At 61.9% G+C, this 26,301-nt stretch carries 18 protein-coding genes; all 18 read right to left on the bottom strand.

The features are described from left to right. Nucleotides 1-111: 111 nt before the first annotated feature. Entirely contained in the window at nt 112-555 is a 444-nt protein-coding gene (locus I2I01_RS08875; protein ID WP_196286085.1) for a hypothetical protein, read from the bottom strand. Nucleotides 556-713: 158 nt separating this feature from the next. Beyond that, nucleotides 714-1,904, bottom strand: a complete 1,191-nt coding sequence (locus I2I01_RS08870) for an AAA family ATPase (RefSeq protein WP_196286084.1) — start codon at nt 1,902-1,904, stop codon at nt 714-716. 302 nt (nt 1,905-2,206) lie between these two features. Further along, on the bottom strand, nt 2,207-3,703 hold the full coding sequence (locus I2I01_RS08865) for a S1C family serine protease (protein ID WP_211537883.1): 1,497 nt from the start codon (nt 3,701-3,703) through the stop codon (nt 2,207-2,209). Between the two features lie 242 nt (nt 3,704-3,945). Then, on the bottom strand, nt 3,946-4,482 hold the full coding sequence (locus tag I2I01_RS08860) for an Hsp20/alpha crystallin family protein (RefSeq protein ID WP_196286083.1): 537 nt from the start codon (nt 4,480-4,482) through the stop codon (nt 3,946-3,948). A gap of 241 nt (nt 4,483-4,723) precedes the next feature. Further along, nucleotides 4,724-5,554 (bottom strand): hypothetical protein, encoded by an 831-nt coding sequence (locus tag I2I01_RS08855; RefSeq protein ID WP_196286082.1) that lies wholly within the window; start codon nt 5,552-5,554, stop codon nt 4,724-4,726. 57 nt (nt 5,555-5,611) lie between these two features. Then, nucleotides 5,612-6,811, bottom strand: a complete 1,200-nt coding sequence (locus I2I01_RS08850; protein WP_196286081.1) for a M20 metallopeptidase family protein — start codon at nt 6,809-6,811, stop codon at nt 5,612-5,614. Nucleotides 6,812-6,959: 148 nt separating this feature from the next. Then, on the bottom strand, nt 6,960-7,529 hold the full coding sequence (locus I2I01_RS08845) for a sporulation protein (RefSeq protein WP_196286080.1): 570 nt from the start codon (nt 7,527-7,529) through the stop codon (nt 6,960-6,962). Next, a complete protein-coding gene (gene deoC, locus I2I01_RS08840; RefSeq protein WP_196286079.1) occupies nt 7,510-8,178 on the bottom strand; it encodes a deoxyribose-phosphate aldolase in 669 nt (222 codons plus the stop codon). The genes I2I01_RS08845 and deoC overlap by 20 nt, the downstream gene beginning before the upstream one ends. A gap of 107 nt (nt 8,179-8,285) precedes the next feature. Beyond that, nucleotides 8,286-9,215, bottom strand: coding sequence for a hypothetical protein (locus I2I01_RS08835; protein WP_196286078.1), 930 nt, complete (start codon nt 9,213-9,215; stop codon nt 8,286-8,288). A 373-nt stretch (nt 9,216-9,588) separates the two neighbouring features. Continuing rightward, complete coding sequence (locus I2I01_RS08830; RefSeq protein WP_196286077.1) at nt 9,589-11,316, bottom strand: T9SS type A sorting domain-containing protein; 1,728 nt, start codon at nt 11,314-11,316, stop codon at nt 9,589-9,591. A 144-nt stretch (nt 11,317-11,460) separates the two neighbouring features. Continuing rightward, a complete protein-coding gene (locus I2I01_RS08825; protein ID WP_196286076.1) occupies nt 11,461-13,161 on the bottom strand; it encodes a T9SS type A sorting domain-containing protein in 1,701 nt (566 codons plus the stop codon). A 120-nt stretch (nt 13,162-13,281) separates the two neighbouring features. Continuing rightward, nucleotides 13,282-14,964, bottom strand: a complete 1,683-nt coding sequence (locus tag I2I01_RS08820) for a T9SS type A sorting domain-containing protein (protein ID WP_196286075.1) — start codon at nt 14,962-14,964, stop codon at nt 13,282-13,284. 130 nt (nt 14,965-15,094) lie between these two features. After that, nucleotides 15,095-16,777 (bottom strand): T9SS type A sorting domain-containing protein, encoded by a 1,683-nt coding sequence (locus I2I01_RS23545; protein ID WP_196286074.1) that lies wholly within the window; start codon nt 16,775-16,777, stop codon nt 15,095-15,097. A 237-nt stretch (nt 16,778-17,014) separates the two neighbouring features. Continuing rightward, complete coding sequence (locus tag I2I01_RS08810) at nt 17,015-18,760, bottom strand: T9SS type A sorting domain-containing protein (RefSeq protein WP_196286073.1); 1,746 nt, start codon at nt 18,758-18,760, stop codon at nt 17,015-17,017. Between the two features lie 188 nt (nt 18,761-18,948). Further along, entirely contained in the window at nt 18,949-22,350 is a 3,402-nt protein-coding gene (gene secA, locus I2I01_RS08805) for a preprotein translocase subunit SecA (RefSeq protein ID WP_196286072.1), read from the bottom strand. Between the two features lie 304 nt (nt 22,351-22,654). Beyond that, nucleotides 22,655-23,548, bottom strand: a complete 894-nt coding sequence (locus I2I01_RS08800; RefSeq protein WP_196286071.1) for an SDR family oxidoreductase — start codon at nt 23,546-23,548, stop codon at nt 22,655-22,657. After that, a complete protein-coding gene (locus tag I2I01_RS08795; protein ID WP_196286070.1) occupies nt 23,538-24,920 on the bottom strand; it encodes a family 1 glycosylhydrolase in 1,383 nt (460 codons plus the stop codon). The genes I2I01_RS08800 and I2I01_RS08795 overlap by 11 nt, the downstream gene beginning before the upstream one ends. Nucleotides 24,921-25,049: 129 nt before the next feature. Continuing rightward, nucleotides 25,050-26,228 (bottom strand): UDP-galactopyranose mutase, encoded by a 1,179-nt coding sequence (gene glf, locus I2I01_RS08790; RefSeq protein ID WP_196286069.1) that lies wholly within the window; start codon nt 26,226-26,228, stop codon nt 25,050-25,052. Between the last annotated feature and the right edge of the window lie 73 nt (nt 26,229-26,301).

Genomic DNA, 26,301 nt, shown 5'->3' with positions numbered 1-26,301 from the left:
GTGGGATGATGCAGGCGCAAAGCTACATCTTGCCGTCGAACGGGGCAGGCAATTCGCGTTCGGGGCTCCCGCTTACTTCCCGCTGGCCGGTTGGGGAGTGGGCCGCTTTTTCTACTCGTTGGAGGGCAGCATGCCGGCCCGCTCCTGCTGGTCGTGCAGCCAGGCCATGGCTTCGGCCTCGTCGTTGTAAAAAAGCGGATACGAATCGATGGTGGCGGCGTGGCGCAGATGCTGCTCCATCTCGGCGCTCTCGGCCGCCTGCCGCTGGTGCGGCCCCGACAAATACGCCGTGAACAGCGGCCCGCCCAATTCGGCCGCTACCTTGGGCGAAAACTGGTCCCGGAACCACTCGTTCAAATCGGGCCCATCGAGGGGCCGGCGGCGCAAGTCCAGCAGCCAAAAGCGGCAGTTGCCGTGTTCCTTGGCCGCGGACAGCATCACCTGGTAGGTTTCCTGCACCTGGGGCGGCGGCAGGGCCTGCAACCATCGGCCAATAAGAACCCCTAAATCGGGGCGGTATTCAAGCGAAAAGGCATTAGTTGGAAAGGCAGGCACGGGCAGAATAGAAATGGCGAACAATGACTTATACGCCGCTGCAAAGACGAGGTTAGTTCTCAGGCTTTCTCGCCACCCACGTATCAGGTACCCAACCAGACACAAAAAAGCCCCTTTCTGTGCTTGGAAAGAGGCTTCTGCTCATGCAAGTGGTGCCTTTACCCCACTTTGCGCAGGGCCACCCGTTCCTGCTCCAAGTCAACCAGATTGTTGAAGACCTCCAGGCTGTCGCGGCGCAGGTTGCGCACCTCCTCGTCGGAAAGCTGCCGGACTTTGGTTTGGAAATCCTTGTAATACGCCACAAACACAGCCAGCTCGGGCACCCGGTTTTCGTAGGGCACCATGTTTTCCAGTACTTCGCTAAAGAAGTGCGGGCTGTGCGTGGTCACGAAAAACTGGTTGTCCTGCTGCGTGGCGATGCGCTCGGCCAACTGCGACACATACAACGGGTAGGAATGCGCCTCCGGCTCTTCCAGCAGAATCACGGTTTTGCGGTTCGATTCCATGGCCGCCAGGTAGAAGCCGTAGCGCTGCAGCGTGTCGCCGCTGCCCGAATACGGGTAGGCAAAGCTGAGGCCGTCTACCTCCTTCATCACCTCAAACCGGCCGGTGTCGGGGCGCACCCGCATGCGCAGGCCCCGCTCGGCAAAGAGGCTGGCAAACTCCTGGCGCAAATCGGCGTGCTCCTCCAGCACCTGCACCAGATTGTTGCCGTGCGGCGGGCGCAGCGAGGCGTCGGGATAATGGCGGTCGATGTGGCCGCCGGGCTTGTAGCGGTACGATTTCACCGCGCGCGGCTGCCAGGCCGGGCTCGACGCCAGGAAGTGACCGTCTTCGCCGGGCTGGTCGAGGCGGCCGTGCCGGTCAAACTCGGTGTAGAGAAAACCCGGCTCGGGCAGGGGCGAGCCTGCGGACAGGTGCGGATACAGCCGCTCAAGCAGCAAAGCGTCGTCGGCTGAGCGGGTTTTGCTGCGGCCTTCCAGCAAGGGCAGGCCCAGCTTGGCCCGCAGCAGCCGGTACACAGCCTGGCTAAACACCCCGTACCGGAATCGTTTGCTTTTGCTTTCGTGCCCTAGCAGGCAGATATCGCGGTCAGTTTCAATGCGCACCGGCTGCGTCAGCACCCCGTCGTGAAAGAGGTGGGCCGGCTTTTCGTAGCGCACGAAGCTGCTCAGAAATTTCTTCTTCTTCTCAAACGGAAAACTACCCAGCAGGCTCATGGCCTCCAGCACCGTCGATTTTCCCACATTGGGCTGGCCAATGATGAGATTGACGCGTCGCGGATGCAACACGGCGCTCCGAATCGACTTAAAATTCTGGATGTAGAGGGTGTTAATGACGTTTTCCATGCACTTGTGTTGGCAAACAAGCCAATCCGTTAACCGTTCGGCACAGGCCGTAAAATTTCCCAAGTTGGGAATACTACTTACGAAAAAAGCCGACTGTTAGACTTTCTTTCCGAAGCCAACGGCCAGTCCCTCAACGGTTATTTTGTCGAAGTTATGCCCTTAATTCAATCTTTTCTATAGCTCCTACCAAATTATTTTTTTCTAATAATCTTAGTCGAAAAGCTCATCTTAAAGGCATCCTGTCTCAGTACAAAAAAAAGCCCCTGCCAGTTCGGCAGGGGCTTTTCTAACGCAGAAAGATGTTATTCGGCGCCGATGGGGTAATAAGCCTTGCGCCCGTCCGGGTACACGCCCTCCACCAGCACGCCCGAACCGTTGCGGCCCTGCTCCAGGTACGCTTTCACGTCGGAAGGCTTGGTCACCGGGTTGCGTTCGATACGGGTAATGATGAAGCCGTCGGCCATGCCCGTTTCACGCAGGTTGCTGCCCTTGATGCCGCTCACCTTGGCGCCGCCCTCTAGGCCGAGTTTGGCCAGCTCGCGGGCCGGAACGGCCGAGATGGTGGCACCCTCGTACTTGATGGACGCTACGGCGTCTTCGCGCACCACGCCGGTGGTGCCGGTCGAGTTGCGGAGGATGGCCTCAGCAGTGCCGGCGCTGCCGCCGCGTAGGTAGCCCACCTTAATCTTGTCGCCGGGGCGGAAGCGGGCCACTTGCTCCTGCAGCTGCGAGGAGGTGTTCACGTTCACGCCGTTGATTTGGGTGATGATGTCGCCCATTTTCAGGCCAGCGGCGGCGGCGGCGCTGTTCTCGCTCAGGCCTTGCACGTACACGCCGTTCAGGGTGTTGAGCTTCTTCTCGGAGGCCAGCTTGGCGTCCACTTCCTGAATCTGCACGCCGAGCAGGGCACGCTGCACCACTTTGTATTTCAGCAGGTCATCGACCACTTTGCTGGCCAGGGAGCTGGGAATGGCAAAGGAGTAGCCCTCGTAGCTGCCGGTGTGCGAGGCAATGGCCGAGTTGATGCCGATGAGGTCGCCGTTGAGGTTAACCAAGGCGCCGCCCGAGTTGCCGGGGTTCACCACAGCATCGGTCTGGATGAACGACTCGATGCCCATGTTGTCCTTGCGGCGCAGGATGTCGATGTTGCGGCCCTTGGCCGAGATGATGCCGGCCGTCACGGTCGAGTTCAGGTTGAAGGGGTTGCCCACGGCGAGCACCCACTGGCCCACTTTCACGTCGTCGGAGTTGCCGTACTTCACGAAGGGCAGGTTGTCGGCCTTCACTTTCAGCACGGCCAGGTCGGTGTTGGGGTCAGCGCCCACCAGCTCGGCGTCGAACTTACGCTTGTCGTCGAGCACCACCTCAATCTTCGAGGCCTTGTCGATGACGTGATTGTTGGTCACGATGTAGCCGTTGGCGGCAATGATGACGCCCGAGCCGGAGCCCTGGCCCCCGCCCTGCGGCTGCTGTTGAAACTGGTCGAACTGGTCGCCGAAGAACTGGCGCAGGAAAGGGTCCATTTGCTGCCGGCGCTGGTCGACGGGCGCGGCGGCGTATTCGGTCATTACGTGTACCACGGCCGGCGTCACGGCGGCAGCGGCGGCTACGAAGTTCAAGCCTTCGGGCACGGTGTAGGGCGTGCTCCGCATTTCAGAAGTGTAACGCACCTGGGGGTTGGCGGCTACAGCCTGGGGCGCCACTTGGGCGGGCTCCAGCAGCTTGTACCCCCCCACGGCCACGCCGCCGCCCAAAATGGCGGAACCGAGCAGGCCGAGCATCATTTGTTTTGCTTGCATGGGGTAAGGGAAAATGGAAAAAGGTGAAACCAGGTATTGTGAGGACTAATTTAACGTGCCGCGCATGAAAAGCGGATGAGTCAAGTCAGCCATATTGCTATCAACGCAGAAAGGATTCGCTTTCGCGTCTCAGGGTTGCTTTTAGCAGAAAATAGGCCAAAGCGTATTGTTTACGCACCTAACACCAGCGGTGGCAAAAAAGGCACCCCGCGGGGTGCCTTTTTTACTTAAGCGGCCGGCAATTAGCGGATTTCAATGTGCTGCTTGGTCACTTTGTCGGTGTCGAAGGGCAGCGTGACGCGCAGGATGCCGTCGGTCAGCTCGGCGCCGATGGCCTTCACGTTCACCGTATCGGGCAGGCGGAAGCTGCGGCTGAAGGTGCCGTAGTTGGTTTCGAGGCGGCGGAACTTGGGCGCGGCGGGGGCTTCGGGAGTTACCACAGCAGGCTTGTTCTCGTCGGCCTTGGCTTCATCGCCAGCGTTGGCCTCGGTGGCGGTAGCGGCGGCTTCCTTGGCAGCAGCGGCGGGGTTGGCGCGCTCGCCGGAAATCACCAGCTGGCCGTCGTGGAATTCGATGTTGATGGCGTCCTTCTTCAGGCCGGGCAGGGCCAAATGCAACTCAAAGCCTTCGGCGGTTTCGAGGATGTCGGCAGCCGGCGTGAAGGCGGGGGCAGGCTGCGCCGCGTTGGTTTGCGGGGCTTGCAGCATGTCGGCCAGCATGGCGCTCAGGGCGCGGCTAGGACGGAGGGAAGGGCGGGTGTTATACAGCAAAGTTGCCATGGTTGTTATAGAATTTGAAGTGAAAGAATGACTGCCTACTAACGGCTTACACTCGCTTCCATTCAATTCTATACCAAACCAGTTTTATAGCCCATTTTCAAGACAAAATGTCTTAATTCGTCATTTTGCGAAATCTGACCTTTTTCCCAAACTAACGCAAAACGTCAATTCGACAACCTGAAGCCACTATTAATGTATCAGCCGAACAAGACATTGTGACAGCAACACGCAGATAGCATTGCTAGTGCTGAGTAGACAGCTGGCGACGGTCGAATACTTCTTTGCCCGCAAATAGGGTGAACCGTGCATCCAGCCCGATAACCGGCGTCACGAGGTTCAGGCGGCCCGGGTCGGCAGTAGGCGTGCCGCTGATGGGGTTATACTGCGGGATGGAGAAGTAATACGAAGTGGTGTAGGCAAACCAGGGCGTGAAATCGAAATGGTTGCTCACCCGCACGCCCAGCTCGCCGCGCAAGCTGGTGTATTGGATGGTGCGCTCGTCGGCGTCGGTCTGCGTTTTTTGCAAGCGCACGTGCATGATGCCTTCGTAGCTGAGGCGCGGGCGCAGGGCCAGGCCGCCCTGGCCCACCGGAAACACCTTTTCCAGGTCGGCGCGCAGGCTGAGGTAGTTTTGCGGGGTGGCTTGGAAGTATTGCTGCGAATTACCCACCGAAAACACGCGGTAAGCACTCAGGCGCTGCCCGAAGGTAAGGGGGCCCACTTTGCCGCGGTGGCGGAGCAGCAGCTCGGGGGTGAGGTACTTCGCGTAGGCGCTCGGCTGGTATTGCAGGCCGCCGCCGCCGCTCCAATGGTTGTTCCAGAAATGCTCGTAGGAGAAGGCCACCGCGCGCTGGTCGAAGCCCAGAAACCGGTCGTTGCCGCCGAAGCCGTTGTAGGCGGGCACGTTTTCGCCGTGCAGCTCCAGCAGCAGGTAGTCGCCATTGAGCAGGGCCAGCTCGCCTTGCAGGTTTGCCCACAATTGGTGGTCGAGTACCACCCGGCGGGTTTGGGCAGCAGCGGGCCGGCACCACAACGCGGCCAGCAGCAGGCATAAGGTAGAAATGCGTTTCATACCGCAAAATAGCACCGCCGGCCCCCACCAACTGCCAGAGGCGGCGGCCGCGCTTCCCTACGCTTGGCGGGCCAGCTCCTGCACCGCCAGCCAGGCCATCAGGCCCGGGCCGGTGGCAAGGGCCTGCTCGTCGATGTCGAAGGTGGGTGTGTGCACCGAGGCAGCAAAGCGGCCGTCTTCGTGGCGGGTGCCCAGCCGGTAGAAGCAGGCCGGCGCGGCCTGCGAGAAGTAGGCAAAGTCTTCGGCGGCCATCCACTGGTCGAGCTCCACCACGTTTTCGGGGCCGAGGTACTGCTCAGCGGCGGCGCGCACGCGGGCCGTGAGGGCGGGCTCGTTTTCGAGGTAGGGGTAGCCGTGGCGGATTTCGAGCTCGCACATGGCGCCCATGCTCGCGGCCAGGCCTTCGCAGAGCTGGCGCAGGTGCTGGTGGGCCTCGGCGCGCCACTCCTCGTTGAGCGTGCGGAAGGTGCCTTCGATGTATACTTCGTTGGGGATGACGTTGGTGGCGCCGTTGGCGATGACCTTACCGAAGCTCAGCACCGAAGGAATTTTGGGGCTGGCGCGGCGGCTCACCACTTGCTGCGCGGCCACAATGATGTGGGCGGCCACCAGCACGGGGTCGAGGTTCATCTCGGGCATGGCGCCGTGGCCGCCCTTGCCTTTAATGGTCAGATATAGTTCGTCAGTGCTGGCCATGTAGCGGCCGGAGCGCAGACCGATTTTGCCGGCCGGCAGGTGCGGAAACACGTGTTGGCCGAGCACGTGGCCCACGGCTGGGTCCTCCAGCACGCCTTCCTTTATCATCAGCGAAGCACCGCCCGGCAGCCGCTCCTCGCCCGGCTGAAACATCAGCTTGATATTGCCCTTGAACTCGCCCTTCAGCTCGTTTAAGATGCGGGCGGCGCCTAACAGCGAGGCCGTGTGCACGTCGTGGCCGCAGGCGTGCATCACGCCGGGGTTGGTCGATTTGTACGGTACGTCGCTGGTTTCCTGAATGGGCAGCGCATCCATATCGGCCCGCAGGGCGATGGTGGGCCCGCCGGGCCGGCCTTCGATGAGGGCCACCACGCCGGTGCCCGCAATGGGCCGGGGCGTGAGGCCCAGCTTCCGCAGCTCCTGCGTGACGAAGGCAGCGGTATTGGTTTCTTCAAACGACAGCTCCGGGTGGGCGTGCAGGTGGCGCCGGATGGCCACGGTGTCGGCCGCGTATTGGGCGGCAAGGGCTTGAATGCGGGGGATGAGCTGGCTTTCGGGCATGGGAGGAGTGGCAAAGGGCACATCAGCCCGTCATGCAGAGCGCAGCGAAGCATCTTGCCGGCTCAAGTATTCAATTTAGAAATTAGTTAAGCGGGCGAGATGCTTCGCTGCGCTCTGCATGACGTTCTTTCGCTTGTAAGCCCCTCCCCTATGGGTTTTTGTTCAGCAGCACCTGCGTGGGTTCCAGCTCCAGCTTGGGGGTGAGGCCGCGCAGGCGGGCCAGGCCGCGGGCGGCGTCGAGTTTGGTGAGGTAGTCGCCGATGTAGAGGCGGTACACTGGCGACTTGAACACGATGTAGTCCGTCTCGTCGGGGTAGCGGCCAATGATGGTGCGCCGAATGGCCATCACCTTGTCGCGCTCCAGGCCCAGGTACACCAGGATGCGGTAGCCCTGGGCATATTTCACGTTCTGGTTGGTGTAGGCCTGGTCGCGCAGGCGCTGCTCCACCTGCGGGTTTACGTGGCTGGTGGGGGCAACGGGCGTTTTGGGGGCAGCCGGCGCGGCAGTGGCGGGCAGCGGCTTGGGGGCGGCAAACACCGGGCGGTACTTGCTCACGTCTTCGGCCGGCATCGGCGCGGGCGCGGCAGCGGTGGCCACAGGTTTGCGGGTGGTGTCGGGCGGGGCGCTGGCCTGGGGGGCCTGCTGGGCCGTGCTGGCGCAGGCCACCAGCGACAGCAGCGCGGGAAACAGCAAGCCTTTAAGCAACGGACGGGTCATTGGTTTCAGAAATCAGGGCCACACTATTAGACGAGCCGATGCGGTCGGCGCCGGCGGCAATCAGGGCCTCGGCCGCCGCGCGGGTGCGGATGCCGCCGGCGGCTTTGATGCGCATGGTTTCGGGCAATACGCGGCGCAGCAGCTCCACGTCGGCCACCGAGGCGCCGCGGCTGGCGAAGCCGGTGGACGTTTTCACAAAATCGGCCTCGCCGGCCACGCAGAGCTGGGCAGCCAGCTCCATCTCTGCTTCGGTGAGCAGGGCGGTTTCGATGATGACCTTGAGCAAGGCCTGGTGCACGTGGCAGAGGTCGGCCAGGTCCAGGATTTCGTCCTGAATGGCGGCCGTTTGGCCCGATTTCAGCGCCGAAATGTTCAGCACCATGTCCAGCTCGGTGGCCCCATCATACAGCGCCACTTCGGCCTCCTTGAACTTTACACTGGATGCCGAGTAGCCCAGCGGAAACCCAATTACCGTGCAAATGCCCACTGGCGTGCCGGCCAGCTTGCCGGCAGCCAGGGCCACGTAGCACGGCGGCACGCACACGGTGGCAAAGCCATGTGCCACGGCCTCGTCGCAGAGCTGGAGTATCTGGGCCTCCGTCGCGTCGGGGCGCAGCAGGGTGTGGTCGATTTGGGCGGCAAGGTTCATGAGGCAAAGGTAGCGGGTAAGGCCGCCCCTCCCCTACTCCGGCGCGGGGCGGCGGGTTGCGGGAGCCGGGCCGGCACCACCCCCGCGACTGAAGGGCAAGCCGAAAACTATTGCGGCAGCTTAAACTGCACCAGGTAATCGGCGAAGCCCACCGTGGGCTTTGCCAGCAGCGGCCGGCCGCCCACGGTGGCCGCTGGCCCTAGGGTGACGCCCAGGTACAGGCGGCCGGTGGAGGCCAGGGCCAGCAGCGCCAGCGCATTGCTGGCTACGCTCACTTTGCCCTCGCTGTGCAAGTGCTGCACCCAGCTGAAGGCCGCGCCGGCAAGGGTTTCGTGCGCCTGGGCCACAAAGTAGTTGGTGGGGCCTGTGGCGTGCAGCTGCACCGAGCCAAAGTCGCCGTTGCCGTAGAGCAGGCCGGCCAGGTACAAGTTTGCACCGCGCTTTGCCAGGCTCATTACATAGACATAGTCTGTTGGCCGAGTTCCGTCGAACCGGGTGTTCCACACCAGGCGCGCTGCGGCACCGGTGTCCTTCAGCTTGGCGATGAAAAAGCTCTGCAAGGCGGTAGGAAAGCCATCGGCGGGGCGCAGCTGAACGTAGTAGTCGCTTTCGCCCGCGGCGTATAGGCTGTCGCCGGCCGCAATCAAACAATTCGCCTGCCCTTCCCTCATGCCAAGGTCCTGTACCCAGCTCACCGTGGCCGAGGGGCCGGCATCGAGCAGCCGGGCCACCAGCGTGCGGCCTTGCTGAGGCGGGCAAATCACGGCTGTGGTTCCCAGCGTTACCGTGTCGGTGACGTGGGCCGTCACGTACACCCGCGCCCCCGCCACCGCCAGGGCGGGGTTGGTGGCCACGCCCGGGCCAGCCGACTGCACCGCCCACTCGAAACGCCCCTGGCTACCGGCGTCGGTCAGCTTGGCCACGAACAAATTCCGGTTGCCGGTAGCGCGCAGGGTGGTGGGGCCCAGCCGGACGGTGCCGCCGAAATCGCCCGCCACGTACAGGGCCGTGCCCCGCGCTACCAGTTGCTTAGGCACGGCAGCCCCAGCCACAGCATTGCCACTACGCACTTGATGGTCAAGGACACGAAGAGATGCTTCATGGCTGGCGGCAGCTGGCGAGGGAGAGCGACTGATAGTAGCGACCGAAACTTACAACAGCACGCGCCGCCGCGGTCTATGGCCGCTTTTCAGCAGCTAGGCGCGCCCAAGCAAGTTACTCGGAGTGGGGCTGCTCTTAGCCCCCGGTCGCGCGGCCGGGGCGCTATCCAAGGAACACGGCCAAACGTTCTGCTTTCCGTCAGTGCTATCTTCCATACCATTCCCGCCAAGGAAATAGTACTGGTTAGAAAAACAGGGTTTGGCGCTAGAAGAAACTTGCTGGCCGCCAAAGCCTAAAGAATGGCATCGGTTATTCCACCGCTAAACGTTGAGTAGCGGAGGCGCTGCCCACTTGTACTCGCACAGCATAGAAACCGGGCGCTAGGCCAGTTAGGTCCAGCTCGGTTTGGGCGTTGGTTGCCGCCGGCTGGGTGCGCACAGCACGGCCCAGGGCATCGAGTAAGGTGAGGGTGGCCTTAGCAGCGCCGGGCACCGCCGGCAGCTGCACGGTGGCGCGGCCCCGGGCCGGTCTGGGCCACAGGCTCAGCCCGGCCAGCTCCGTAGAAGTGGCGGTAGCCAGCACGCTCGTCCGCAGCGCGGCTAGGAAGCCCACGCCCACGGTGGCCGCCGTGGTAATGGTCTGGCTGCCGAATGCGGCCGGCGGGGTGACGCTGCCGCCCACGTGCACGGTGTTGCCCAGCACTACCAGGCTAGTGGCCTGGTCAGCGCCGGTACCGCCGGCTTTCTGGGCCCAATCGAAGGTGCTGGCCGGCCCGGTGTCGTTCAGCCGCGTCACAAACACGTCGGCCGTGCGGGCGGTGGCGCCCGAGGTATTGGCGAGGTTGCTGCTGCCAAATGTAGCCGTGGGGCTGGTGAAGGCCCCGGCCATGTACACTTCGCTGCCGCTCACGGCCAGGGCAGTGGCCTGGTCGGAGGCGGTGCCGCCGGCCTGCTGGGCCCACACCCAGGTGCTACTAGTGCCCGCGTCTGCCAGCTTGGCCACGAAGGCATTGGCCGGGCCATTGCTCACCACGCCGTTGATGTCGAAAATGGCCAGTCCGCCAAAGCTGCCGGCCACGTAGAGGCTGGTGCCGTTCAGGGCCAGGGCGGTGGCTGCGTCGGCATTGATGCCGCCGGCACTTTTGGCCCAGGCCAGGGCCGGGTTGGCGCCGCCATCCACAAACTTGAGCACGTACACATCGCGGCCACCGTTGCTGTTAAGCGTGGTGCTGCTGCCCAGGTTCAGGTTGCCGGTGTAGTCACCGGCCAGGTACACGGTGCTGCCACTCGAAACCAGCGCGGCGGCGGCATCGTCGGCTGCCGCGCCGCCGAACGCCCGCGCCCATACAAAGCTGCTGCTGGCGCCAGCATCGGCCAGCTTGGTGAGGAAGACGTGAGCCAGGCCGGCGGTGGTGCCGGTGGCCGTGTTGTTGGTAAGGGTGAGGGTGCCCAGCGTCGCTGTCTGGCTGCGGAACGTACCGGCGAGGTACACGTTGGGGCCACTCACATCAAGGGCCGTGGCGCGGTCCTCGTTCAGGCCGCCCACCGGCTGCGCCCACACCCAGGCGGCGGTGCTGCCGGCATCGGTCAGCTTGGCCACAAAGCCGTCGGTGGCCCCAGCCGAAGTGAGGCCAACGGAGCCAAAGCTAGCTGCCACCCCAAACGTGCCGGCCACGAACACGCTCACGCCCCGCACCGCGAGGGCCAGGGTCTGGTCGTTGTTGGCACCGCCGGCGCGCTGCACCCAGGTAAAGGCCCGGCTGGCCACGTTCCACTTGCCCACGAACACATCGTTCAGCCCGGCGCTGGTAATCAGGGCGCCGCCCATGGCCACGGTGCCCGTGAAGGAGCCCGTCACGTAAAGGTTGGCGCCGGTGGCATCGGGCGCGGTGGCCGTCACGGTGTAGGCCCCGTTGCTGGCCGAGGCCACGGCCGTGGCTGTTTGCCAGGCAGGAGCCTGGGCGTGGACCGCCGCAGCTTTAGCCCAGAATAGCGCAATGAGCAGCAGGCTTCGCAGGTGGGTAAAGGTGTGTTTCATAAAAGGCACAGGGGTCTTGGTTGCAGGTATTGCCATTGACCGTGCCGAGGGGAGCTGGTTTAACCCCGCCACACAAAAGCGCGCCCGTTCCGGCCGGCGGGTCGGAACGGGCGCGCTTTTGCCGCGTCAGGAGTGCTGTGCAAGCTATTCTACCAGCAAGCGCTGCGTAGATGCGGCGCCGCCGGCCTGCACCCGCACCGCGTAGAGGCCGGGAGCGAGGCCAGTCAAATTGAGCTGGATATTGGAGCCCATGGCTACCGGCTGGGTGCGCACGATGCGGCCCAGCGCATCGTGCACGGTGAGGGTGGCCACGCCGGGCCCGGGGGGCAGCAGCACGGTGGCGCGGCCGTGGGCCGGATTGGGGAAAATACCGAAGGAAGCCGCCATCCAGGGCGCTTCAGTGGCGGTGAGCGTGGGGTCGGTGAGGGTGGCCAGAAAGGCCACGATGGTGGGCGACAGGATTCCCGGCGACGACGTGGGGGTGAGTACCGTTTGGCTGTCGAAGTTGGACACCGGCACCACGAACCCGGCCACGTATACCGTGTTGCCGGCCACGGCTACGGCCGATGCCCCGTCATTATTGGCCCCGCCGCCGGTTTTTGCCCATGCCCAGTTGGCCGCATTGCCCGCGTCCTCTACTTTGGCCACAAACACGTCACCGCCACCCGCACCCGTCAGGGTAGTGCTGCCAAAATCAGCCGAGGTACTATATACCCCCGCTATGTAGAGGCTTGAGCCGCTTACGGCCAGGCCATTGGGCACATCGGGGCTGGAGCCACCCGCGCGCAAGGCCCAGGTAAAGCTCCCGCTGCTGCCCGCATCGGTCAGCTTGGCCACAAACACATCGGTATTGGCACTGGCCGGCGTGAGGCTGGTCGTACCAAAAGTAGCCACCGGCCCCTGAAATGCACCAGTTACGTAGACGCTGGTGCCGCGCACGGCCAGGGCCGTGGGCTCGTCGTAGTTGGCGCTCCCGGCCGGCTGCGCCCACTCAATAGCACCGGCGGCTCCCGCGTCCGTTAGCTTCGCCACAAAGATATCGGCACTAGTCCTGGCGGGCAGGCTGGCGGCTCCCAGCGCGAAGGCCGGCCCTGCATAGTTTCCCGCCAGGTATACCGTCGGGCCATTTACGGCCAGCGCCCGCACTTCCTCGGTGCCCAGGCCGCCCACCCGCTGGGCCCAGACAAAGTCGGCGCTAGTGCCCGCATCAACGAGTTTGGTTACAAAACCATCCAGGTTATTGGTGCCGGAGCTGGTCAGGGACAGGGCGCCAAAGCTGGCTGGGCTGCTGTAATAACTGCCGCCCACGTAGATGTTGTTGCCTTGCACCGTCAGCGCCCGGCCGTAGTCGTCGCTGGCGCCGCCGACTTGGCGGGCCCACGTCCAGCTGGCGCTGGTGCCCGCATCCGTGAGCTTGGCGACAAACGCATCCCGCGCCCCGGCATTGGTCAAGGAGTTGGAGCCGAAGATGCAGCTACTACCCATGAAGGTGCCCGCCACGTATAAGCTGTTTCCGCTCATCACCAGCGTTTTGCCAAACTGAAAGCCTCCCATGGCCTGCTGCACCCAAACGAAGCTGCGGCTGGCGCTGCTCCATTTAGCCACGTACATATCGCCATCGGTGCTGCTTATGGAAATATTGCCAAAGCTCACGGTGCCGCTGAGAGAGCCCAACGTGTACACATCGCCATTGGGAGCAGTAACCATGGCGTCGGTCCCGGAACTGTTGCGGAAGACCTGGCTGGTAGTGGTCACCGTCTGCCAGGCACTGGGTTGCGCCATAGCAACAGATGCGCTGCAGCACAGCAGCGCCCCAAAGCACAACAAAGAGAAGATGTTTTTCATAGAAGCCGGAAAGTATGATAACGCACTAAAGGTATTACTCTATGAAACAAATTTTTGCTGACACTATAAGCAAAAACGCCCCGACCAAGCGGCCGGGCACTGTTTCATTTTCAGCCTTGCCTACTCCACCATCAAGCGCCGGGTGGCCGTGGCCCCGCCGGCCTGCACGCGCAAGGCGTAGAAGCCCGGCTCGAGGCCGGCCAAGTTCAGCTCGGCTTTAGCGTCAGTGGTCGTTTGGCTGTGCACGGAGCGGCCTAACGCGTCGAGCACGGTGATGGTAACCAAGCCGGCACCAGCCGGCAGTTGCAACGTAGCACGGCCGTGGGCGGGGTTGGGGAAGAGGCCGATATTTTCCGGGCGCAGAGCGGCCGTGGTGGCCGTGAGGGTGGGGTCGGTGAGGGAAGCCAGCGTAGCCACTGTGGTGCCCACGAGGCCAGCAATGGGCAATGAACCGAAGCTGGCGGGTGGCTGGACGCCCGCGCCCACGTACACCGTGCCGTTGGGGGCCACGGCCACGGCCGAGCATGAAACAGATGCCGTTCCGCCCGCGCGCTGGGCCCAAGCGAACCCGGCCGTGCGGCCCGCGTCCGTCAGTCGGGCCACAAACAGGTCGGTGCCATAATTAGACGCGGCGGTGAGGACAGTCGTCCCGAACGCTAACGTGCGGCTATTAAACTCGCCTACGATGCATATTCCGGTTCCCGCACCGGCCAGTGCATAGGCGCGGTCTGCCCCGGCCCCGCCCACGCGCTCCACCCATCCGAAACTGCTCGTAGTGCCGGCGTCGGTCAGCTTGGTTACGAACACGTCGGCCAAGCCAGCGCTCGACAGCGTGGCGGGGCCAAAAGTGGCCGCACTGCCTTCGAAGCTCCCGGTCACATACACGCTGCTGCCGTTGAGCGCAATGCCGCGGGCGCGGTCTTCGCCGGGGCCGCCGCCGCGTTGGGCCCACGCAAAATCGGCGGTGGCGCCGGCGTCCTCCAGTTTGGCCACCACCGCGTCGTAGCTACCAGCGCTGGTCAGCGTGGTGGCCCCAAAGGTGGCGGTCCTACTAAAAAAGCCCGCCAAGTATACCGAGGTGCCGCTTACTGCCAAGGCGTGCACATCATTGAAACCGGAACCACCCGCCGCTTTGGCCCAGACAAAAGCTCCGCTGGGGCCTGCATCTACCAGCTTGGCCACAAACAAATTGGCGGCGCTGCCGGTGGGCAGAACTGTGGTTCCGAAAGTGGCGTCGCCGTAGTACCCGGCCACGTACACGTTGGCGCCGCTTACAGCCAATGCCTCGCCAAGCTCAAATTGTGAGCCGCCCGCCTGCTGCACCCACGTGAAGCTGGCCGTGGTCCCCGCATCGGTGAGTTTGGCCAAATAGAAGTCCGAGGTGCCGGCACTGGTGAGGGAAAGGCTGCCAAACGCCGCTGGCTGGCTCCGAAAGGCGCCGGTTACATACACATTGGCTCCGTTCACGGCCACGGCGGCGGCGCCATCGCCGTAGCTCCCCCCTATTTTTTGCGCCCACACGAAATCGCCGCTCACGGGGTTCCATTTTGCCACAAACCCATCTTCCTGGCCCGAGCTCACCAGCGTGGAGTTGCCAAAACTAGCGGTGCCACTGAAGGCGCCCACGACGTACACGTTACCGTTGGCAGCCGTAGTTCCCAGTACATAGGCGTCGTTGTTGGCACTCACGCTGCTGCTCACAGCAGTTTGCCACGCTGGGGCCTGCGCCCATGCGCCGGCACCTGCTACGAAGACCAATACCACTGCCAATGCGCTGGTTACGAATGAGTAGATTTTTTTCATCAAAATGAAAATGGCTTGTGGAAGATGGCGGTATCTGGTAATGTGCCTAAATATAGCCGAAGTATGTATTTTCTTATACATACAAAAACGCCCCGACCAACCGGCCGGGGCGTGCTGATTTTCAGGCTTGCTACTCTACCACCAAGTGCCGGGTGGTCGTGGCCCCGCCGGCCTGCATGCGCACGGCGTAGAGGCCGGGCGCCAGGCCGGTCAGGTCGAGCTCAGCTAGAGGACCGGTAGCTCTTTGGGTGCGCACGGGGCGGCCCAGGGCATCGAGCACCGTGAGCGTGGCCGGGCCGGTGCCGGCCGGCAGTTGCACAGTGGCGCGGCCGTGGGCGGGGTTGGGCGAGAGGCCAATACTGGCGGAAGGTAGAGCGACCGTAGTGGCGGTAAGGGTGGGGTCGGCGAGGGATGCTAAAAAGCTTGTCCCAGCATTTCCAGCGCTTGCAATGGTCACGGAGCCAAATGTGGCGGGAGGCATTATTCCACCGGCGGCATACAATAGTCCGCTTGGGGCCGCCGCTAATGCTGTTGCTCCATCACTACCGGCCCCACCAGCCGGCTGCACCCAGGCCCACGCGCTGCTGGCACCGGCATCGGTGAGCTTGGCCACGAAGATGTCATTGGTAGAGTACATGGTGCCGGGGGGAACGCCGGGGCTAGGAGATACAACGGGCCCCAGTGTGCTTGTGAGCACATTGGGGCCGAAGCTGGTTACCCCGCTGAAGCTTCCCGCTACGTATACATTGGTGCCATTCACAGCCAGGGAAGTGGCCCTAGTGGCGCCCGCCTGCGCGGTGGTCGTTGCCCATATAAAACTGCCCGTCGAACCGGCATCACTTAGCTTGGCCACCACTAAATGGTTAATGTTAGGAGTGGTGTTCATTAGCGTGATGGCTCCGAATGAAATGTAGGTACCGGAGGTATAACCGGATATGTACAAGCTATTGCCACTTAAGGCCACCGACCGAATGATGTCGAGTCCATCGCCGGATACTTGCTGCACCCACGCAAAGCCTGCGCTGGTGCCGGCATCCGTAAGCTTAGCCACGAAGCCATCTTGCCAGCTGCTGGTGTTGGTGAGCGCAAGACCGCCGAAATTGACGGATGGGCTTGTAAAATAGCCCGCGACATACACAGTAGCTCCCGAAGCAACCAGCCCCACGGCCACATCGGAGCTTGTTCCCCCCGCTCCACGTGCCCAGGCCCAAGTAGCAGTGGAACCCATATCGGTCAGCTTCGCCACATACGCATCGTAGCTTCCGCTATTGGCTGGGGCAATGCTGCCAAAGGCGACTGGTCCCTCAAACCCGCCTGCTACATACACATTGGTTCCGCTCACCGCCAACGCATCTGTTGTGCCGTTGCTCAATCCACTCCCACTGGTCCGTTGCACCCACGTAAAACTACCGGTGCTGCCAGCGTCGGTCAGCTTCGCCACGTAGGCTTCATTAGAGCCCGCACTCGTCAGGCTTATGCTACCGAACGTAACGGTATTGCTCATCGTCCCCCCCACATAAATGCTGCTGCCACTCACCGCCAGCGCTCTAACGTCTATCCCCCCGGTTGTACCGTTGGTTTGCTGCGCCCAAACAAAAGAACTGCTCGCCGTGCTCCATTTGGCTACAAATAGCTGTTGCCAAGCCCCGCCGACCAACGTGATGCTGCCGAAGCTGATGGTGCCCCTGAACTGCCCCGCCACATACACGTTGCCTGCCGCGTCAGCCGCCGTTGCCACTATCTGCGATTCACTGCCCGCTGTTTGGCCCACGGCTACCGCCGCTTGCCAAGTGGAGGCTTGCCCGTGAGCCACTCCCCCGACAGCCACATACACAACACCCCAACTAATAACCAATGGTTGAGCAATGCGAAAACGTGTTTCATAGAAAGCCAGAGAATGGTGAGCAGAAATTGCCGCTAGCGGCTCAATGATTACGCCAAGCTTCCGTGGCCTTCGCGTAAGTCGCTGATTTATGACCGGCTAACAGAATTGCAATAAACGCAAAAACGCCCCGACCATCTGGCCGGGGCGTGCTGATTTTCAGGTTTGCTACTCCACCACCAGGCGCTGGGTGGCCGTGGCACCGCCGGCCTGCACCCGCACGGCGTAGAGGCCGGGCGCGAGGCCGGTCAGGTCCAGCTCCGTGGCGGCATTGGCGGTGGTCGCTTGGGTACGCACGGCGCGACCCAGGGCGTCGAGCACGGTGAGCGTAGCCGGGCCGGTGCCGGCCGGCAGCTGCACGGTGGCGCGGTTGTGGGCGGGGTTGGGGAAGAGGGTGATGCTTTCGGCCAGTCCCCTTGTGACATTAGAAGTCAGCAACGCATTAGCCAATGAAGCAAAAAAGCCAACATAGAAAAGGCTGTTTGCGCTTGGCGGGTTTGTGTAACTAAGCATCAGATTGCCAAAGCTGGCAGAACTGCTGTGCCTTGCTAATGCATTATGCCCATAAAATCCTCCGACATATAACGATGTTCCGCTTATTGTCAACGCATTAGCCTGGTCTTCATCAGGGCCGCCAGCCTGCTGGGCCCAAGCAAAATTGCCAGTGTTTCCCCCATCGGTCAATTTTGCTACAAAAGCATCGCCGAGCACTGCGTTTGCTAAAGTGGCGCTACCAAAATCAGCCGCTTGGGAATTGAACTCTCCGGCAATGAATACTTCCGTCCCGCGCGTCATCAATGCGGTAAGAAATTCGGGCCCCGGTCCCCCAGCCCGCTGAGCCCAGATGAACCTAGGCGATGTTCCTGCATCCAAAAGCTTTTCCACAAGAACATCGTCGCCGCCTGCGCTGGTCAATGTTGAGCCGCCTTGGCTTAAAGTACCCGCAAAGGTTCCCGCAATGTAAACGACGGTATCGCTCCCTTGGATGGATGCTTTAGGTGGTACGCTGAGTTGAACAGGAACTTCCTGCGCCCAAACGTATCGACTGCTCAGCCCCGCATCGACCAGCTTAGCAACAAATCCTTTACTGCTGCTGCTGGAGAGGACTGTAGCGCCAAAATTTTCCGTTCCTGTGTAGGTGCCCGTCGCGTAAACGTTTCTTCCAACCACGGCCACCCCGGTACCGTAACTGCCTGCCCGCTGCACCCACGAAATAGCACAAGATGGCCCTGAGTCCATGAGTTTGACTAAGTAAGACCCATAAGGACTAGCGGCATTGGGTGGCAATTGAATTGGAATTGCCGCGTTGCTGTAAGTAGCGGTAGGTGACAAACTGCACGACAGATAAAGACTAGCTCCACTCACCGCCAGCGCATAAGCTTTGTCGGAATACGTAGAGCCCCGACCAGCTCTTTCTGCCCAGACAAAATCGGCATTGGTGCCTGCATCGGTCAGTTTGGCTACAAACAGGTCGCTGGATACCTGAAATCCCCCTTGAGCATTTTGCAACACAATACCGTTGCCTACTTGTACGAAAGGACTATTAAAACTTCCGCTTATGTAAACGCTCGTGCCACTCACGGCAATGGCCGCCGCTGTTTCTACATAAGAGCCCCCCAGTTTTTGGGCCCATAGAAACCCGTTGCTAACCGGGCTCCACTTGGCCACGAATACGTCTGTAGCACCCGCGACCAGCGTGGTGTTGCCAAACGTCACGCTTGCGTCAAATTCGCCAAGCAGGTACAGGTTACCGGCTGCATCGGTAGCCATATCCTTCACAACAGTGTGTGCATAGTTGCCGGAAAATCCCATGGCCGCTTGCCAGGCAGGCACCTGAGCACGTGCGGCAGAACCTAATAGCAAAATGCCTGTCGCTACCATCCAAGCCCAGGTCAACGAGAAAAAATGCTTCATTAAATGAATACTTTGGTCAAAACAGCGTCCATGATTCTTATAGGTCTTGCCGAAAGAAATGACACTTGCCGTCGGCAATCCTACACTTTACAATATAGACCATAGAGTTATACATCAAAGCCTTTGTTGAAAATGAAACGCCCCGACCAACCGGCCGGGGCGTTCCCATTTCAATCCAAAGCCGAAGCTTAATCCACCAGCACGGCGCGGCCACTTTCCACGTCCTGCTCCACGGCTTTGTACTTCACGTCGCGCACCACGCGGCCGTCCATGTACTGCACGTTCACCTTGTCGTTGCGGTTGGCCACTTTCTGGCTGCGCACGGGGGTTTGCTTCACAGCGGGCTGGTCCTGCGGACCCATGTCTTCGGGGCCGGCACCGAGCGAGTCGAGGCTGGATTCGTGCTCCACGGTGAAGTTGGTTTGCTGCTCTTCGTCGTCGAGGTAGTAGTCCTGCTCCTCGTTGGTGCCCACGGCGCCTTGCTGCACCGGCACATCGGCGTGGAAGAGGAAGGTGGTGGTTTCCTCGTTCACCTTGGCAATCATGCGCTTGAACAGCTCGAAGCTCTCGAACTTGTATACCAGCAGCGGGTCCTTCTGCTCGTACACGGCGTTTTGCACCACTTGCTTCAGGTCGTCCATCTGACGCAGGTGCTGTGTCCAAGCTGTGTCAATCACGCTCAGCACCACCACTTTCTCCATTTGGCGGAGAATGTCGTGGCCGCCGGTGGCCTGGGCGCGGCGCAGGTTAGCAATGGCCTGCACTTGCTTCTTGCCATCGGTGAAGGGCACGGCGATGTTCTCGTAGGGCGAGCCGTTGCTGAGCAGGTCGTTCACCAGCGGCAGGTTGGTAGCCGCAATGTGCTCGTTCTTGCTCTGGAAGTAGCCCAGGGCCTCTTCGTACAGCTTCTGCGTGAGGGCCGGCAGCTGCAGGCTGGTGAGGTCCTGCTGCGTGAGGAAGGTGTCGTAGCCGAACACCTTGATGATGTTGAGCTTGAAGTCCTCGAAGTCGCCCGTGATTTTGTGGCCGCTGGCGATGTCCTCGCTCACGTCATAAATCATGTTGAGGATGTCGACTTCCATGCGGTCGCCGTGCAGGGCGTTGCGGCGGCGCTTGTACACCACCTCGCGCTGGGCGTTCATCACGTCGTCGTACTCCAGCAGGCGCTTGCGCGTGCCGAAGTTGTTTTCCTCCACCTTCTTCTGGGCGCGCTCAATGGAGTTGGTAATCATCGAGTGCTGAATTACTTCGCCCTCTTCCATGCCCATGCGGTCCATCAGCTTCGCAATCCGGTCAGAACCGAACAGACGCATCAGGTTGTCTTCCAGGCTCACGAAGAACTGCGAGGTGCCGGGGTCGCCCTGGCGGCCGGCGCGGCCCCGCAGCTGGCGGTCCACACGGCGCGATTCGTGGCGCTCGGTGCCGATGATGGCCAGGCCACCCGCCTCGCGCGAGGTTTCGCGCAGCTTGATGTCGGTACCACGGCCGGCCATGTTGGTGGCAATGGTTACGGTGCCGGGGAAACCGGCGGCGGCCACAATCTCGGCCTCGCGCTGGTTCTGCTTGGCGTTGAGCACCTGGTGCTGGATGCCGCGCAACTTCAGCATACGCGAAACCAGCTCCGAAATTTCTACCGAAGTGGTACCCACCAGCACCGGGCGGCCGGCTTCCACCAGCTTCTGGATTTCCTGGGCCACGGCGTTGTATTTCTCGCGCACCGTCTTGTACACCTGGTCGTCGGCGTCCTTACGGGCAATGCCGCGGTTGGTGGGAATCACCACCACGTCAAGCTTGTAGATTTCCCAGAACTCACCGGCCTCGGTTTCGGCCGTACCGGTCATGCCGCCCAGCTTGTGGTACATGCGGAAGTAGTTCTGCAGCGTCACCGTGGCGTAGGTTTGGGTGGCGTCTTCCACGCGCACGTTTTCCTTGGCCTCGATGGCCTGGTGCAGGCCATCGGAGTAGCGGCGGCCTTCCATCACGCGGCCGGTTTGCTCGTCCACGATTTTCACCTTGCCGTCCTCGGTCAGGATGTACTGGTCATCCTTCTCAAACAGCGTGTAGGCTTTCAGAAGCTGGTTCACGGTGTGCACCCGCTCCGACTTCTCGTTGTAGTCGCTCATCAGCTTGTCTTTCTGCTGGAGCTTCTCCTCGGCCGAGAGGGCGTTGTTTTTCTCGATGTCGGCAATGGCCATGCCGATGTCGGGCATGATGAACAGCTTGGGGTCTTCGCCCTGGGCCGTAATCAGGTCAATGCCTTTTTCGGTCAGCTCAATCTGGTTGTTCTTCTCATCTATGGTGAAGAACAGCGGCTCGTCGGCCTTGGGCATCTGGCGCGAGTTGTCGGCCAGGTAGTGGTTTTCGGTAGCTTGCAGCACCTGACGGATGCCGGTTTCGGAGAGGTACTTGATGAGCGGCTTGCTCTTGGGCAGGCCGCGGTAAGCACGGAATAACAGCAGGCCGCCGGTGCCGTTTTTGTCGCCTTCCTCCACGCCGGTTTTGCCGGCGGCAATCTGCTTGCGGGCTTCCACCAAGTAGGATTGCACGAGCTTCTTCTGCTCGTCGACCAGGCGCTGAATGCGCGGCTTGAGTTGGTAGAACTCGTGCACGTCGCCGCGCGGCACCGGGCCCGAGATGATGAGCGGCGTCCGCGCATCGTCAATCAGCACGGAGTCCACTTCGTCGACCATGGCGTAGTGGTGCTTGCGCTGCACAAGCTCCTCGGGGTCGCGCGCCATGTTGTCGCGCAGGTAGTCGAAACCGAATTCGTTGTTGGTGCCGTAGGTGATGTCGGCCTGGTAGGCAGCGCGGCGCTCCGGCGTGTTGGGCTGGTGCTTGTCGATGCAGTCCACGGTGATGCCGTGGAACTCGAACAGCGGCGCATTCCACTCTGAGTCGCGCTTGGCCAGGTAGTCGTTCACCGTCACCAGGTGCACGCCGCGCTTCGACAGCGCGTTGAGGAACGACGGCAAAGTCGAAACCAGCGTTTTGCCCTCACCCGTGGCCATTTCGGCAATTTTGCCCTGGTGCAGCACTACGCCGCCAATCAGCTGCACGTCGTAGTGCACCATGTCCCAGGTGATTTCGGCGCCGGCAGCCGTCCACTTGTTGGCCCAGATGGCCTGGTCGCCTACAATCTGGCAGTTGGGGTGCGTGGCGGCGTATTCACGGTCGTGGGCGTTGGCCGTCACCACCAGCTGGCCATTTTCCTTGTAGCGGCGGGCCGTGTCCTTCACAATGGCGAAGGCCTGCGGCAGCACCTCCAGCAGCACGGCTTCGAGGTCTTTGTTGCGCTGCTTTTCCAGCGCGTCAATCTGCTCGAAGATGGCTTCTTTCGAGGCCACGTCGAGTTGGGGCTGGCTGTCGATTTGCTGGTGCAGGCCGCCAATTTGCCCGTCGAGGCCGGCGAGGCGCTCGGCGATGCGGGCGCGCACGGCGTCGGTCTGCTCGCGGAGCTGGTCGTCGGTGAGGCCGGCCAGTTTGGCATATTCGGCATTAATCAGCGCCACGTAAGGCGTGATTTCTTTCAAGTCACGCTCTGCTTTGGAGCCGAATATTTTGGCGACGGTCTTGCCTAGGAATTCAAACATCAGGTAGTATTTTAGCGAATAGCGCCGGAGCGCACCCCAAATTTACGGAGGCTTCCGCTAAAACCGTCCCAAAAAGGAATTTGTGCCATGCTGGCAGCTTATAGCGCGGACGCTGCGGGTCCTCGGTAGTATGTTGCTACGCATCGCCAGGCGCTAGCGCGCGTCTCTGACGCGTGCCGACTGGGCCCGAGTCTCTGACTCGCTACTGAACAACCCACGCTGCACGTCGCGCCTCATATCCCGAGCCTGAGGCTCGAACCAAGCCGGCACGCGTCAGAGACGCGCGCCAGCACGTTATGTCATGTCACACCGCCCAGTGATGCCTCATCTCACCCACGCAGCGATTCAGTGTATCGTCCAGCGAAGGAAGCACCATCCCATTCTCACTCCGCAGCACGCTTTGGGCCGGCCGGGCTGCGGGCAGGTTGAACTCCGCCATAGGACGCGGCACCAGAAAGTCAGACGAAAGGCCCGCCCGTTCGGCCGCCATTCGCGCCAGCTCGGCCCAGGTGCAGGCGCCGTCGTTGACGACATGCCAGATGCCGTGGGCCTCATCCATAAGCAAATCAAGCGAGGCATTCACCAAATCGGGCACGTAGGTGGGCGAGATGCGCACGTCATCGGCCACTTCGAAACGCCGCCGGGCACGGGCCGCTTCCAGGGCGAAGTACACGAAGTTGAACTCGTCCCAAGCGCTGAAAAAGGCGCTGGTGCGCACCACCAGCGCCTGCGGGTGCACGGCCAGCACGCGCTGCTCGGCAGCCAGCTTGCTGCGGCCGTACACGTTCAGCGGGTTGGGCTTGGCCGACTCAGTGTAAGGCTCGGCCTGCTGCCCATCAAATACCAAATCGGACGAGAACGTGAGGAAGGACAAGCCCCGCGCGGCGCAGGCTGTGGCCAGTACCGAGGGGCCGGTGGCATTCTCGCTGAAGCATTGCCCCGCGTCATTCTCGGCCTCATCGACGCGCACGTAGCCAGCGGCATTCACCACGGCCCAGGGCCGGATGGTATCCAGCGCCTTCTCAACCGAAACCGGACTAATGATATCCAGTTCGTCGCGCCCCAGCGCCACCGTCACGAGGCCGCGGGTGTGGCAGATGCGCCCGAAGGCCCGGCCCAGGGTGCCGTTGGCCCCGGCAATGAGCAGGGGGCGAATATCCTGCTCAGCAATATGCTCAGGAACGAAATCAGGCCGCATAGCGCAGTTTTTCTTTGGTGAAGGGCCGAACAGCTTTCGGCGTTTTAACCCGACTGCCAGGCTGCGGCTCGATGGATTTGGCGGGCGCGCTGCTGGGCTGGAAGTGCACGCGGCCGGGGCGCTGCCACCAGCCCAGGCTTTGCAGCACCGGGTGCCCGAATGGCTGGCCGTGCGCCAGGCTGCGCACCAACTTGGCCAGCAGCGTGGGCCGCAGCTGCCCGCTGCGCACGTCGAAAACACCGGTTTCGTAGTGCCCGACGTTGCGGGTGAGCAGGCTGTTCCAGTCGTAGGCCCCAAACAGCGACCAAACCGTGACGGCGCGCACGTCGGCGCCCTGCTCGCGGGCCGCTTGGGCCGATTCCCATACGTAGTGCAGCCAGCGCACCTGCTCCTCACGCGTGCAGTTGAGGTGGGCCTCGGTAATGGCCACCGGAATGCGGTAGCGCTGCCAAGCTTGTAGCAGCAGGCTGGTCACGCCGGCCAGGGGCACCTGCCCCACCCGCACGGCTTCGATGTCGGAATAACGCTGCCGGCCATTATCAGCTACGTGGCAGGGCCAGTAGTTTTCGGTGGCCTCGTCCAGAAACCGCTCGCTGGTGAGGTAGTGGTTCAGGCCCAGCACGTCGGGCGGGCAGGGGTTGTCGAGCCAGCTTTGCAGCTCGGCTTCGGAAGCACCGTTCTTGCGCAGGTAGTGCCAGAAAAAGTGCGAGGGATTGACGCGGCCACACAAAATGTCGAAACTCAGCCAGCGGCGGTGGTTTTCGAAATTGGCCTGGTAACGCATGGCTGGCGTGCTGTGCACCTGGGCCAAATCCTCGGTTTGCACTAGCTGGGCGTTTGGAATGACTTCGCGGATGGCCTGCATGGCCTGCCGGGTCGCATCGAGCTGGTTGAGCAGGGCGCGCACGAAGGTGCGGTCGTCGGCGGTGTGGGGGTACCAGTGGCCGTAGAGGGCGCTGAAGCGGGCGGTGGTCAGCGGTTCATTCACGGGCGTGAAGTGCGTGAGCCAGGGGTAACGCCGGGCCACGTTGGCCGCGTGCTGGGCCAGGCCGGTGGCGAAGCTGGCCTCGTGCAAGGCGGTGTAGCGCGGGCCGCTGCCGTGGTGCACCAAGCCGATGATGGGGTTGATGCCCAGCTCGCGCAGGCGCGGCAGGCGGGCATCGGCCCAGGTCCAGTCGCAGGTGTCGGGGCTGTCGGGGCAGGTGTGCTCCCAGAGCACGGGGTAGCGCAGGGTTTTCAGGCCAAGGTCGGCCAGGGCGTCGAGGTCCGACACCCGGTCCCAGTGGCCGCTGCGGGCGAGTTGGTCCGAGTAAGCGTCGCCCACGCGGCAATGGCTGCACTCCACGCCGCCCCAGAGTTCAAGTTGATTCATAGTGAAGGGAATAGGTAGGACAATGGCCCGAAATAGCGTTCAGCTTGGTTTGGGCTTAAATCAAACTGCCACCCCAACGCAGATGCGCGGGGTGGCAGCTTGGGCTTGGAAAGGCGGAATTCCTGGTTTCTACTCTTGCTTCGGCGAGCGGCTCACCAGCTTCTCTACCAGGGCAGTGCTGCCCGAGATGGCCGGACGCACGGGCTTAGCGGCGTCTTCCTTCTCCGTCAGCTTCTTGTAGAGCGTCAGGGCCTGGGCCACTACCTGGTCCATGTTGTAGTACTTGTAAGTGGCGAGGCGGCCCACGAAGTGAACGTTGGGCGTCTCATCGGCCAGCTTCTTGTACTTGTTGTACAGCTCGGCGTTTTCCGGCATCGGGATGGGGTAGTACGGGTCGCCCTCGGCTTGCGGGTACTCGTACACGATAGCCGTTTTGGGGTGGTCCTGACCGGTGAGGGCCTTGAACTCGGTGATGCGGGTGTAGGGGTGCTCGTTCGGGTAGTTCACCACGGGCGCGGCTAGGTGCTTCTCCTTGTTCAGCGTTTCGTGCTTGAACTCGAGCGAGCGGTAGGGCAGCTTGCCGAACTTGTAGTCGAAATACTCGTCCACCGGGCCGGTGAAAATCATCTCCTTGAAGGGAATGAAGTCGATTACCTCGTGGTAGTCCGTGTTCAGCATCACCTTGATGTTCGGGTGGTTGAGCATGTTCTCAAACATCCGGGTGTAGCCGTGCAGGGGCATGGCCTGGTAGGTGTCGGTGAAATAACGGTCGTCGCGGTTGGTGCGGGTAGGCACGCGCGAAGTCACCGACTTGTCCAGTTGCGAGGGGTCGAGGCCCCACTGCTTGTTGGTGTAGTTCTTGAAGAACTTGTTGTACAGCTCGCGGCCCACTTTGCTCACCACCACGTCTTCCGACGTTTTAATAACGTCCACGTGCTCAGCCACCGAAGCAAAGAACTCTTCTACTTCGAAGCTGGTCAGGTTCAAGCCGTAAAGCTTGTTGATGGTGTCGAGGTTGATGGGCATCGGCACGTGCTGGCCATCGACCGAGGCAAGCACACGGTGCTCGTAGGGGCGCCATTCGGTGAATTTGCCGAGGTAGTCGAACACATCTTTCGAGTTGGTGTGGAAGATGTGCGGGCCGTACTTGTGCACCAGAATACCGTCCTCGTTGTAATGGTCGTAGGCATTGCCCCCAATGTGGCAGCGCTTGTCAATGACAAGGACTTTTTTGTTGCTGCGGGTGGCCAGCCGTTCGGCAAGCACGCTGCCGGCAAAACCGGCCCCAACGATGAGGTAGTCGAACATAGTGCAGGGTATGGAAATGTGGAAAGGGGACGTTGTTTTGAATTAAATCTCTTATTCGGCAAGTCGCGCGGCA

Source organism: Hymenobacter properus (assembly GCF_015694735.1).
In the GTDB taxonomy this organism is placed as follows: Bacteria; Bacteroidota; Bacteroidia; order Cytophagales; family Hymenobacteraceae; genus Hymenobacter; species Hymenobacter properus.
The sequence above is the reverse complement of the archived record's forward strand: the minus strand, read 5'-3'. Positions and strand labels throughout refer to the sequence as shown.